Annotated in this window: 7 protein-coding genes; 4 read left to right on the top strand and 3 right to left on the bottom strand. The window is 69.1% G+C overall.

Going from position 1 to position 12,353, the window contains the following annotated elements:
- Positions 1-399 precede the first annotated feature (399 nt).
- On the top strand, positions 400-3,735 hold the full coding sequence (locus tag Ate02nite_RS27235; RefSeq protein WP_239147721.1) for a CARDB domain-containing protein: 3,336 nt from the start codon (positions 400-402) through the stop codon (positions 3,733-3,735).
- 36 nt (positions 3,736-3,771) lie between these two features.
- Here the strand turns inward: Ate02nite_RS27235 and Ate02nite_RS27230 are convergent, their stop codons facing one another.
- Together Ate02nite_RS27230 and Ate02nite_RS27225 are read right to left on the bottom strand one after the other, a co-directional pair.
- The gene (locus tag Ate02nite_RS27230; RefSeq protein WP_203810515.1) at positions 3,772-5,142 is read right to left on the bottom strand and encodes an aldehyde dehydrogenase family protein; all 1,371 of its coding nucleotides are present in this window, start codon (positions 5,140-5,142) and stop codon (positions 3,772-3,774) included.
- Positions 5,139-5,999, bottom strand: coding sequence for a fumarylacetoacetate hydrolase family protein (locus Ate02nite_RS27225; protein WP_203810513.1), 861 nt, complete (start codon positions 5,997-5,999; stop codon positions 5,139-5,141). The genes Ate02nite_RS27230 and Ate02nite_RS27225 overlap by 4 nt, the downstream gene beginning before the upstream one ends.
- A gap of 59 nt (positions 6,000-6,058) precedes the next feature.
- On the opposite strand from Ate02nite_RS27225, the gene Ate02nite_RS27220 reads away from it, so the two are divergent.
- The 3 genes from Ate02nite_RS27220 (at position 6,059) to Ate02nite_RS27210 (ending at position 10,368) form a co-directional block, all read left to right on the top strand.
- Complete coding sequence (locus Ate02nite_RS27220) at positions 6,059-6,829, top strand: IclR family transcriptional regulator (RefSeq protein ID WP_203810511.1); 771 nt, start codon at positions 6,059-6,061, stop codon at positions 6,827-6,829.
- 111 nt (positions 6,830-6,940) lie between these two features.
- On the top strand, positions 6,941-8,371 hold the full coding sequence (locus Ate02nite_RS27215) for an extracellular solute-binding protein (protein ID WP_203810509.1): 1,431 nt from the start codon (positions 6,941-6,943) through the stop codon (positions 8,369-8,371).
- 26 nt (positions 8,372-8,397) lie between these two features.
- Positions 8,398-10,368 carry an ABC transporter permease gene (locus tag Ate02nite_RS27210; RefSeq protein ID WP_239147720.1) on the top strand — a complete coding sequence of 657 codons (1,971 nt, stop codon included), beginning with the start codon at positions 8,398-8,400 and terminating at the stop codon, positions 10,366-10,368.
- A 910-nt stretch (positions 10,369-11,278) separates the two neighbouring features.
- Here the strand turns inward: Ate02nite_RS27210 and Ate02nite_RS27205 are convergent.
- The gene (locus Ate02nite_RS27205; protein ID WP_203810505.1) at positions 11,279-12,328 is read right to left on the bottom strand and encodes an FAD-dependent oxidoreductase; all 1,050 of its coding nucleotides are present in this window, start codon (positions 12,326-12,328) and stop codon (positions 11,279-11,281) included.
- Positions 12,329-12,353: the final 25 nt, after the last annotated feature.

Here is a 12,353-nt window from a genome sequence, read left to right as displayed (position 1 = left end):
GGGCGCGGGTGCGACCGTGAACCCGGAAAACCTGAGCGAGCCGAGTACGGCGGACTGCAGAAAGACGCGGCGTCGCATGGGAGGCCCTCCAAGATCGTTTATGCCATACCTCCTAACGGCGCAGACGAGCTCGCGTAACGCCCAGGTAGATGCCGCCCAGGAAGCCGGTCATCGCGCCGACCGGGATCTGCTGCGGGGCCAGCACCCGCTGGGCCAGCATGTCCGCGGCCAGCCGCTGACCGTTGAAGCCGTTGACTTAATGGACATACATCTGAAACCTTAGATGCCTGTCTACGCAAAAACTCGGCAGAACGCCGAAAATCCGTGGCAGGCATCCCCATCCCCCTCTGGCCATCGTGGATCCCCGACCGCGGCGGCCACCGCAGAACAGAGGGCTTCATGCGAAGACTGCTCCCCACCCTCCTCGCCGCGGTGCTGGTCGCCGCGGTCCTCACCCCCGGCACCGCGCACGCCGCCGGCGGGACCAACCTCGCCCAGGGCAAGCCGGCCACCGCCTCCGGGTCGGTCGATGTGTACGGCGCCGGCAACGTCACCGACGGCAACGCCAACTCCTACTGGGAGAGCCCCAACAACGCCTTCCCGCAGTGGGTGCAGGTCGACCTCGGCAGCAACCTCGCCGTCGACCAGGCCAAACTGAAACTGCCGCCGGCCACCGCCTGGGCCGCCCGCACCCAGACGATCACCCTGCAGGGCAGCACCAACGGCTCGACCTGGATCACCCTGTCCGGCCCGGCCGGGCGCCTGTTCGACCCGGCCACCGGCAACACCGTGACCATCGACTTCACCGCGGTGACCATCCGCTACGTCCGGGCCACCTTCACCAGCAACACCGGTTGGCCCGCGGGCCAGCTGTCCGAACTGGAGATCTACGGCGTGGCCGGGCAGAACCCCGACCCGGATCCGGACCCGCCGACCGGCACCAACCTCGCGACCGGCAAGTCCCTGGAGGCCACCTCCTCGGTGTTCGGCTTCGTCGCGGCGAACGCCAACGACAACAACACCGGCACCTACTGGGAGTCCAACGGCTTCCCGTCGACCCTGACCACCCACCTGGGCGCGAACGCCGACATCACCGGCGTGGTCATCAAACTCAACCCGGACCAGGCCTGGGGCACCCGCACCCAGAGCATCCAGGTCTTCGGCCAGGCCCAGGGCGCCTCCTCGGTCTCGCTGAAGGCCCGGGCCGACTACGTCTTCAACCCCTCGGCCAACCAGAACACCGTCACGATCCCGGTCACCGGCCGGGCCGCCGACGTACAGCTGCAGATCTTCAGCAACACCGGCGCTCCCGGCGGCCAGGTCGCCGAGATCCAGGTCCTCGGGACCTGGGCCCCCAACCCCGACCTGGTGGTCACCGCTCTGACCTGGTCACCGTCCGCGCCGGACGAGGCCACCGCGATCACCGTCGCGGCCACGGTGCGTAATGCCGGAACGGCCGCGTCGGCCGCTACAACCGCAGATGTACGGGTGGGAAGCACCGTGGTCGGCAGTGCGAACGTCGGCGCCCTCGCCGCCGGCGCCTCCACCACCGTCACGGTCAACGCCGGGCGGCTCGCGCAGGGCAGTTACCAGGTCTCGGCCGTGGTCGACCCGGCCGACACGGTCGCCGAGCAGAACAACGCCAACAACACCCTGACCGCGTCGTCCGCGCTGGTCGTCGCCCAGGCACCCGGGCCCGACCTGCAGGTGCTCAGCGTGACCCCGGCACCGGCCAACCCGTCGGCCGGGGCCCCGGTCACCTTCGCGGTGGCGGTCAACAACCGCGGCACCAGCGCGGCGGCGGCCACCGTGACCCGGGTGGTCGCGGGCAGCACCACGCTCAACGCGAACACCGGGGCGATCGCGGCCGGCGCCACGGTCACCGTTTCGGTCGGCACCTGGACCGCCACCAGCGGCGGCGCCACGATCACCGCCACCGCCGACGCGACCAACCTGGTCGCCGAGACGAACGAGAACAACAATGCCCGTACCCAGGCGATTGTGGTGGGTCGCGGCGCAGCCGTGCCTTATGTCTCCTATGAGGCGGAAGCCGCGCGTTACCAGGGCACGCTGGTCCAGGCCGACGCGCTGCGGACCTTCGGGCACACCAACTTCGGCACCGAGTCCTCCGGCCGGGCGTCGGTGCGGCTGACCAGCACCGGCCAGTTCGTCGAGTTCACCTCGGTCAACCCGTCGAACTCGATCGTGGTGCGCAACTCGATCCCGGACGCCGCGGGCGGCGGCGGCCAGAACGCCACCATCAGCCTGTACGTCAACGACCAGTTCGTGCAGAAGCTGACCCTGTCGTCGCGTAACAGCTGGCTGTACGGCACCAGCGACGACACCGAGTCACTGTCCAACACGCCGTCGGCCGACGCGCGGCGGCTGTTCGACGAGTCGAACGCCCTGCTGACCACGTCGTACCCGGCCGGCACCCGCTTCAAGCTGCAGCGCGACGCCACCGATACCGCCGCCTTCTACTACCTTGACATGATCGATCTGGAGCAGGTGGCTCCGGCGCTGACCCAGCCGGCCGGCTGCACCTCGATCACCACCTACGGCGCGGTGCCGAACGACGGCATCGACGACACCGCCGCCATCCAGCGCGCGGTGACCGACGACGAGAACGGCGTGATCAGCTGCGTCTGGATCCCGGCCGGCCAGTGGCGCCAGGAGCAGAAGATCCTGTCGCCCGACCCGAACCGCGGCCAGTACAACCAGAAGGGCATCCGGAACGTGGTGATCCGCGGCGCCGGCATGTGGCACACGCAGCTCTACACCAACACCGAGCCGCAGAACGTGGTCGGCAACATCAACCACCCGCACGAGGGCAACGTCGGCTTCGACATCGACGACAACACCCAGATCTCCGACCTGGCCATCTTCGGTATGACCACCAACCGCGCCAACCGGGGCCACGGCATCAACGGCCGCCTCGGCAAGAACACCAAGATCAGCAACGTGTGGATCGAGCACGTCAACGTCGGTGCCTGGGTCGGCCGCGACTACTCGGACACCCCCGCGTACTGGAACCCGGGCGACAACCTCGAGTTCTCCGGCATGCGGATCCGGGACACGTACGCCGATGGCATCAACTTCAGCAACGGCACGCGTAACTCGCGGGTCTTCAACTCGTCGTTCCGCACCACCGGCGACGACTCGCTGGCGGTCTGGGCCAACCCGCGAGTGAAGGACACCTCGGTCGACATCGCGTCGAACAACCACTTCGTCAACAACACGGTGCAGCTGCCGTGGCGGGCGAACGCCATCGCGATCTACGGCGGTTTCAGCAACTCGATCGAGAACAACCTGGTGTACGACACGATGAACTACCCCGGCATCATGCTGGCGACCGACCACGACCCGCTGCCGTTCACCGGGACCACGCTGATCGCCAACAACGGCCTCTACCGGGCCGGCGGGGTGTTCTGGAACGAGGACCAGGAATTCGGGGCGATCACCCTGTTCCCGTCCTCGAAGGACATCGTCGGCGTCACGATCCGGGACACCGAGATCGTCGACTCGACCTACGACGGCATCCAGTTCAAGACCGGCGGCGGCAACATGCCGAACGTCCTTCTTTCGAATGTCAAGATCGACAAATCGAACAACGGCGCCGGCATCCTGGCGATGAGCGGGGCCCGCGGTAACGCCAACCTGACCAACGTCACCATCACCAATTCGGCCGACGGCAACATCGTCGTCCAACCTGGTTCCCAGTTCGTCATCAACTGACGTTGTGGTGCCCCCGGTCGCGGCCGGGGGCACTTTTTACGGCGTCAGTGTGACCGTGACTATCCGGGTGTAGAAGTCGCGGGCGGCGGTGCCCTGTTCGCGCGGGCCGTAACTGGACTCCTTCTCGCCGCCGAACGGAGCGTGGAAGTCCACCCCGGTGGTCGGAGCGTTGACTTTCACCATCCCCACGTCCAGCCCGTTCGACATGGTCAGCGCCGAGCCCAGATCCCGGGTGTAGACGGCGGCGACCAGCCCGTGCCGCACGTCGTTGGCCACCCGTACCGCGGCCTGGGCCGACTCGGCCGGCAGCACCACACAGACCGGCCCGAAGTACTCCTCGCTGCGCAGGTCGTCGCCCGGCGGCACGTCGGTCAGCACGGTCGGCGCCTGGAACCACCCGTCGCCGCCGGGCTGCCGAGCTCCGGTCAGCACCCGGGCCCCGCCTTCTTCGGCGCGTTGCACCGCGGCCCGGATCGCGTCGCGCGGGCGTGACTCGATCAGCGGGCCGACCACCGTGGCCGGATCGGCCGGGTCACCCACCGGCAGCGCCTCGACCGCCGCGGCCAGCCGCTCGGCGAACGGCGCCGGATCGCCGACCACGATCACCCGGCTGGTGGCGGTGCACTTCTGCCCGGCGTAGCCCATCGCGGCCGCCGCGATCGCCGCCGCGGTCGCGTCCTGGTCGGCGTCCGGCAGGACGATGGCGGCGTTCTGCCCGCCCATCTCGCACTGGACCGGGATGCCGCGGGTCACCGCCCGGCGGGCCACCGACTGCCCGGCCGCCACCGAGCCGGTGAACGAGACGGCATCGACCGCGTCGACCACCGCCTCGCCGGTCCCGCCGAGGCCGGTGAGCACGGTCAGCACGCCCGGCGGGAGCGCCCCGGCGAACAGCTCGGCCAGCCGCAGCGTGACCGCCGACGACTGTGGCGCCGGTTTGAGCAGGACGGTGTTGCCGTAGGCGAGGGCCGGCGCGGCCTTCCAGAGCGGGATCGCCACCGGGAAGTTCCACGGGGTGATCAGCCCGACGACGCCGTGCGGGCGGCGCCGGGTGTGCAGCAACGACACCCCGTCGGCGGGCGGGTAGACCTCGCCCTCGGGCAGCAGGGCCAGCTGCGCGAAGTAGCGCAGGATCGCCACGCCCCGGCCGATCTCGGCGCGCGCCTCGCCGACCGGCTTGCCGACCTCGCGGACCACCAGGCCGGTCAGCTCGTCGGCCGCCGCGGCGAGCACTTCGGCGCAGGCGTGCAGGGCGGCGGTCCGGGCGTGCGCCGGGCCGCGTGCCCAGTCGGCGGCCGCGGCCCGGGCGGTGCCGGCCGCCACCACCACCGTCTCCGGCGCCGTGTCGGGAACGCTCACCACCAGGTCGGACGGTGACTGCGGGGAACGGCTCTCGATCGTGGTCACGGTTTTCCCTTTCCCTCGCCGACGGCGACTACCGGGTTGGTCAGCGTCCCGAGCGGGGCGGACGTTATCTCGACGACGTCGCCGGGTTGCGTGGTGAAGTCGGCGTCCGGCACGACTCCGGTGCCGGTCAGCAACACCACGCCCTCCGGGAAGCTCAGCGCCCGGAACAACCAGCCGGCCAGGTCGGCGAAGCTGCGGGCCATCGCCGAGGTCGAGGTCGTGCCGGCGTACGCCTCCCGACCTTCCCGCAGCACCCGCAACCCGATCGGGAACGGGCCCGGCTCGACCGCCCAGCTCGGCACGATCGCCGGGCCGAGCGCGCAGGAACGGTCGTAGATCTTCGCCTGCGGCAGGTAGAGCGGATTGTCACCCTCGATCGACCGGCTGCTCATGTCGTTGCCCAGGGTGTAGCCGAAGATCTCGCCGGCCGCGTTGAGCACCAGGCCCACCTCGGCCTCGGGCACGTCCCAGCCGGAGTCGGCGCGGATCCCGACCGCTTCGCCTTCGCCGACCACCCGCCACGGACTGGCCTTGAAGAAGAGCTCGGGACGGTCGCTGTCGTAGACGTGGTCGTAGAGCGAACCGTGCCCGGCCGACTCCTCCTTGCGCCCGTCCCGACTGCGCAGGTAGGTCACCCCGGCCGCCCACACCTCCTGCCGGTCGATCGGGGGAAGCACCTGCTCGCCGGGCCTCGGCGGACCGACCGGCCGGGCCGCCTCGACGACCGCCCGGGCCTGGTCGAGCGGCCGGGCGAGCAGGTCGGCGAGCCCATGATCGAGCTCGCTCCATGCGCCGTCCTGGAGCACCGCCCAGCGCGACGTGTCACCGGCGCGCAGGTGATGAAGGGAGACCGACATATGACCATCCTAAATCTGGGGAAATGTAACCATTCCCGTGGCGAGTTACCCTCTTCGTCATGCCCCGAGTGGTACCGGCGGTCATCCGCGCACTAGACATCCTCGAACTGTTTCTGGATCGTTCCCAGCTCTCGGCCCGAGACGTGGCCGAACGGCTGGCCCTGCCCCGGACCACCGTCCACGAACTGCTCGTCACGCTGGTGGCCCGCTCGTACCTGATCTCCGTCCCGGGGCAGCCGGTGGAGTACCGGCTCGGGCTGCCGCTGTTCCAGCTCGGCTCGGCGTTCGCCGGCCGGCTCGACCTGGTGCGCGAGGCGCAGAGCGTCGCGCGGGACGTCGCCGCCGCGTGCAACGAGGCGGTGCACGTGGCCGTGCTGGACGGCGCCGACGTCGTCTACCTGGTCAAGGTCGACAGCACCCACCCGGTCCGGATGGTCTCCGGGGTCGGGCTGCGGTTGCCGGCGCACTGCACGGCGGTCGGCAAGGTGCTGCTGGCCGGCCTCGACCGGCCGGCCCTGAACGCGGTGCTGGCCGGCGGCGCGTTGGCGGGCATGACGGCGGACAGCATCACCGACCCGGACCGGCTGCGGGAGCACCTCGAACGCGTACGGGCCGAGGGCGTCGCGGTCGACAACGGCGAGTCCGACACCGCCATGCGCTGCGTCGCCGCGGCGGTCCGCGACCACTCCGGGGCGACCGTCGCGGCCATGAGCCTGTCCGCGCCGATCATCCGCTGGACCCCGGCGGGGCACGAGGAATGGGCCGGGCTGGTCCGCGAGGGCGCCGCCACGCTGTCCGCCCGGATGGGGTTCGTCGCTACGCCCCGGTAACCGGAAATCGCATCGAAACATTGACACCTCTCACGGTCGTCCCATAGCGTCGCGTCCACCCCATACGATATATCGAACCTTGGTTCGAAATTTCGAACGGAGCGACTGGCTATGAAGGAAAGCCCGTTCTGGTCCCGCCGCGACTTTCTGGGGATGGGGGTGGGGGTGCTCGGAGCGGCCGGTCTGGCCGCATGCGGGGACACCTCCGACTCGTCGCCCAAGGTGCAGGCGGAAGTCCCGAAGGAGCTGATCGACGGCGCCGCGTCGTTGAAGGGCTCCGCGATGGGCGTGCTGTCGCAGAAGCTGTATTCGACGGCCGCCAACGAAGCACTCGACAGTTCGATCAAGAAATTCGCCGACGCCACCGGTACGAAGATCGAGAACAGCCTGGTCCAGGCCGACGCCGGTGACGTGGTGGCCAAGATCGACGCCGAGGTCAAGGGTGGCGTCGCCCGGGACCTGGCGTTCATGACCGACTCGCGGTTCGTCGCCCAGTTCCACGCGCTGGGCGACCTGGAGGACGTCACCGACGTCGTCACGGCGCTGTCGGCCAAGTACGGCGAGCCCTGCGCCGAGGCGAAGAACTTCTGCGTCTTCGACGGCAAGTGGGTCGCCATCCCGTACCACTTCATCGGGATCGGTTCGTTCCTGCGCAAGGACTGGATGCAGGAGAAGGGCATCACCCCCAAGGACGTCTACACCTGGGAGGAACTGCGGGACCTGTGCCTGTCGATCTCCGACCCGGGCAAGCGCCGGTTCGGGTGGGGCATGACGGTCAACCGCTCCGGCGACGGCAACGGGATGATCGAGGCGCTGATCAACTCGTACGGCGGGTCGATCGCCACCAACGACGGCAAGAAGGTCACCTTCGACTCGCCCGAGACGGTGCAGGCGGTGACCTTCCTCGGCGACATCTACACCAACCCCAAGTACAAATCGATGCTGCCACCGGGCGTGGCCAGCTGGACCGACACCAGCAACAACGAGAACTGGCTGGCCGGGGTCCTCGGTTACACCCGCAACAGCTTCAGCATCTACGCCGATTCCAAGACCAAGAAGAATCCGGTGTACGGCAACACGCACGTCTTCTCCGACTGCGTCGGCCCGGCCACCGACAAGTCGTTGCTTCTCGGCCAGTCCCAGGGGTTCGTGGTCTTCAAGGGGGCCAAGAACCCGGAGCTCGCCAAGCTGCTGGCGCAGTACCTGGTCAGTGCGCCCGCGCTGGTCGGGGTGTCCAAGGAGGCACCCGGCCTGGTGATGCCGGCCTGGGAGAAGGTCTGGGACGCCGATCCGTACTTCACCGGCGGTGACCCGGCGTTCGGCATGGTGCGCACCATGTCCCAGCAGACGCTGCCGCTGTCCACCAAGAACGGCCTGACCTTCCCGCAGAAGGCCAGCGCCGGCCAGCAGGCGGTCGTCGCCGCCTACGTACTGACCGACATGATGCAGCAGGTCGTCCAGGGCGCCGCGCCGGCCCAGGCGGTGAAGGGCGCGCACGCGAAGATGGTGCAGATCTTCGCCCAGCAGGGGCTCCCGCAGTGAGGACGGTCAGCCCAGCGCCGGCCCCGGTGGCGAACGCTCCCTCGCCGCCGGGGCCCGGCTCCCTGACCCCGGTCCAGCGGCTGCTCGGCCGGGACTGGCGGCTGGCGGCGCTGTTCCTGGCGCCCACCGCCGTGCTGGTCGGCGCGCTGGTGCTGGTGCCGATCGCCCGCTCGGTCGTCACCAGCACGACCGAGCGGCACGGGGCGGACAACGTGTTCGTCGGACTGGCCAACTACGCCGCACTCGCCGGCGACGGCCAGTTCCGTACCGGTGTCGTGAATTCGTTCGTCTTCACGGCGTACGCCGAGATCTTCAAGGTTGTTCTGGGTTTGGCCGCGGCTCTGCTGCTGCACCGCCTCCGCCGGGGGCGGGCGCTGGTGACCGGCCTTCTCCTGGTGCCGTGGGTGGTGCCGACGGTGGTGACGGCGTTCAGCTGGCGCGCGCTGCTCGACCCGATCTTCGGCAGCGTCAACAGCCTGCTCACTTCGTCCGGGATCGGACCGCTGCTGGCCGATCTGCATCTGGTCGACAGCTGGCCGGCCGGCTGGCTGTCCGACGCGTCGCTGGCCATGCCGTCGGTGATCCTGGTCAACGTGTGGAAGGGGGTGCCGTTCTTCACCATCTGCTTCCTGGCCGGGCTCAAGGCCATCCCCGCCGACCAGTACGAGGCGGCGACCATCGACGGGGCCTCGGCCTGGCAGCGGTTCGTGCACGTGACACTGCCCGGACTGCGGCACGTCATCACGGTGACGGTGACCCTGTCCTCGATCTGGACGTTCAACAACTTCGACCTCATCTGGCTGCTGACCCAGGGTGGTCCCGGCGACGTGACCACGCCGTACGTGCTGGTCGCCTATTCGAAGGCGATTCTGCAGCTGCAGTACGGCGCCGGGGCGGCGGTCACGCTGGTCATGCTGCCGATCATCGCCGCCGGGGTGTTCTTCCTGGTCCGCCTGCTACGCCAGGATGCCGTCCCCCGGTTCGAAGGCCGGCCCGGACCGGCGCGCAAGGCGCTGCCCTGGGTTCTCTCCGCGGCCTTCACCGGTCTGCTCGCCTGGGCGTCACCGCACATCTTCTGGAAGGCGGCAGTGATCCTCGCGGTGATCCTGCTGATCGCGGCGGCGGTCGGCCGGGTGGTGTCGTCGCTGCAGGTTCGGGGCGGCCGCCGTGCGTCGTCCCGGGTGTCGGGCCTCGGGTCCGGGGTCGCGCTGGCCGGACTGCTGGCCTTCGTGCTGGGCCCGCTGTACTGGATCGCCGTCACGGCCTTCAAATCCGAGGGCCAGGTCGTCACCCGCGAACACGACCTGTGGCCGACGCCGTGGACGCTGGAGCAGTTCGGGGCGTTGTTCACCAACCAGCCGTTCGGCCGCTGGTACCTCAACACGGTGCTGGTGTCCGCGGCGTCCACCCTGGTGGCCTTGGCCTGCGCCGTCCTGGCCGGCTATGCCCTGGCTCGGTTGCGGTTCCGCGGGGCGCAGGGCTTCACCGTCACGGTGCTGCTCACCTACGTGATGCCGGGCGCGCTGCTGTTCATCCCCCTGTACCAACTGCTGATCGGGGTGCGGCTGACCGACTCGCTGTGGTCACTGGTGCTGACCTACCCCACCTTCACACTTCCCTTTGCCACCTGGCTGCTGTCCGGCTACTTCGCATCGATCCCGATCGAGCTGGAAGAGGCCGCGCTGGTGGACGGCTGCACCCGAGTCCAGGCGTTCGGCCGGATAGTGCTGCCCTTGGCCAAGCCCGGCCTGCTGGCAGTAGCGCTGTTCACCCTGACCAACGCCTGGAACGAGTTCCTCTTCGCTTTCGTCTTCATCACGAAGGACGAGTACAAAACCCTCCCGGTAGGAATGCAGTCAATGATCGCCGGCGACGTGGTCCCCCAGGGCCAACTGGCCGCAGCGTCCCTACTGGTAAGCATCCCGGTGGTAATCATGTACGCGTTAGGCCAGCGCTTCCTGACCGAAGGCCTAACCGCCGGCGCAGTAAAGGGCTGACCCCGGATCCAGACACATTTCAGGATCAAGGTCCCTCAAAACAAACCCTTTCCGGTACGGGCGACACCGTCGACAACCGCAACTACCCCCGACCGCCGCCACCGCGCGACCAGCCTGCAACACCGGCGCGTGCAGCGCCTCTCGCGCAACCGACCACTCACCCCGCGGGGGCTTTGCTTTGCGCACCAATACGCGCTGCTCTGCTTACCTCCGGTAAGCGCGCGAGTTCAGGCCCGTCCCAGGCCGGCCGACACCCCGGAAATCGGGCGTCGGCAACGCCAGCGCCGCCGCCCAGCCGGCGACTCCCGCATGACGGTCGCCGCTCGCGGGTCCTGGGCCGGTGTCCCGCATCGTGGAGGTTCGGTCCCGCCTCGTGGGCAGTGCCGCCAGAGCGCCAGGCATCGCTCGCCAGAAAGAAATGATATGCCGGACATATCTACGGCATCGGGCGAGAGTCTGCGCGATCTTGCGGAGCTCCCGTTAGCTCCGAGCGGTAAGTCTTCAACATCTGCGAGCCGGAGTGAGGCCGGGAAGACCTCGATGCGGAACCGGCCCGCTCGAAATGGGCAAAAAACGCAAACTCCCCAGCGTCTGGAACGGCCCGCCTGGCGTTTACCCGAGGTGCGCAGAGCAGCGCGTATAGGTACGCAGAGCAAACTGTCGAACAGGTTGGTGTTGGTCCTGCTCGGCAGGGTGGGGGGTTGGGGTCTTGGGCCGGGACCGCCCGGGGCGGGCGCGCGGAGGGTGAGTCCCGCTCAGCGGGACCGAGTGCCACGGGAGTGGTCCGGCGCGTACCGAAAAGGGATCTTTTTTTCCGGGCAAAAGCCCCCAGTTCCGGAAGCCACCCTGGAGAGAAGATATCGCCGCCTGAGGTGGCCTGGTTCCGCCATCTCGGCGAGGATGCTGTCGATCATTCGGCGGTGGGGCCGGCGTTGGCGGGGGTGGAACCGTTGAGGCAGGCGTGGGTCAGGGTTTTGGCCAGCAGTGGGGCGAACTTCATCAAGTTCTCGCCGTATGTGGCTAGGACCTGGCCCTGGCGGGCGAACTGTAGGCCGTCGCCCAGGTCTGGGTCGTGTGTGCAATACACCTGGTCGGTTGGGGTTGGGTCTACGAACGGCAGGTGTTCGGTGGCGTAGGCGGTCAGGGCTGCCAGGGACGCCTGCTCGGCCGCCTGGCGCCCACCCTCCCAGGTCACCTGGGTCGGATCTATGTCCCCGCCTACCGCCCAGCGGCCCGGTGCGGCCAAGTGCTGGTAGGTGCCCAGCACTCCGTCGGCCGGCTCGGTGATCCAGCACTGCAGTGGGGTCGGGGCCTCTGGGCGGATCGGGAAGCTGACACGCAGGTGGTGCTCCAGCGCTGACGGGATCTCGATGCCGGCGCCGGCGGCCAGTGCGGAGGTGCCGGCGCCCGCGCAGATCAGGACGGCGTCGAAGGTGTCCGCATCGGGGCCGGACCTGACCCGTACCCCCGGGCCGGTCTCTTCGATGGCATCCACTCGTGTCTGCCGGAGATGGTCGCCGACCGCTTCGACCAGGAATGTGCGGATCCGGTCGACCCGGATGATCCCGCCGGCCGGGTCGATCAAAGCCGGACCGATGAAGGTACGGGCGGGCAGGCGCAGCCGCGCGGAACCTGGCTCCACCACCTCGTGGGCCGCGCCGGCCGTGGCCATCGCGTTTGCCCAGGTCGCGACGTCGGCGCCGCTGACCACCGTGCCTACCTCGTCGATGAGCGGGGTGCCGGCCTGCTCGCTCCAGTCGGCGAACAGCGCGCGCGACTGGCCGGCCAGCTGCACCATGTCGGGGTAGGCGTGGGCCAGCCGGAAGATCCGGGTGTCGCCGATGGAACGCTCGCCCATCGGGTCGCCGGGTTCGTAGCAACGGGCGTCGACTCCCTGCTTCAGCAGCGCGACGGTCGCCGACAGGCCGACTACCCCTCCACCGATCACCGCGACCCTCATAGTGGCCGACGCTATCAGCGTCCGG

The sequence above is a fragment of the Paractinoplanes tereljensis genome, from assembly GCF_016862435.1.
Classification (GTDB): domain Bacteria; phylum Actinomycetota; class Actinomycetes; order Mycobacteriales; family Micromonosporaceae; genus Actinoplanes; species Actinoplanes tereljensis.
This window is presented reverse-complemented; position numbering and strand designations above follow the sequence as displayed.

Excerpts from the sequence above, each read along its gene's own strand:
- Ate02nite_RS27225 (WP_203810513.1), bottom strand. The coding sequence starts at position 5,999 with ATGTCGGTCTCCCTTCATCACCTGCGCGCCGGTGACACGTCGCGCTGG.
- Ate02nite_RS27235 (WP_239147721.1), top strand. The coding sequence starts at position 400 with ATGCGAAGACTGCTCCCCACCCTCCTCGCCGCGGTGCTGGTCGCCGCG.
- Ate02nite_RS27220 (WP_203810511.1), top strand. The coding sequence starts at position 6,059 with ATGCCCCGAGTGGTACCGGCGGTCATCCGCGCACTAGACATCCTCGAA.
- Ate02nite_RS27205 (WP_203810505.1), bottom strand. The coding sequence starts at position 12,328 with ATGAGGGTCGCGGTGATCGGTGGAGGGGTAGTCGGCCTGTCGGCGACC.
- Ate02nite_RS27215 (WP_203810509.1), top strand. The coding sequence starts at position 6,941 with ATGAAGGAAAGCCCGTTCTGGTCCCGCCGCGACTTTCTGGGGATGGGG.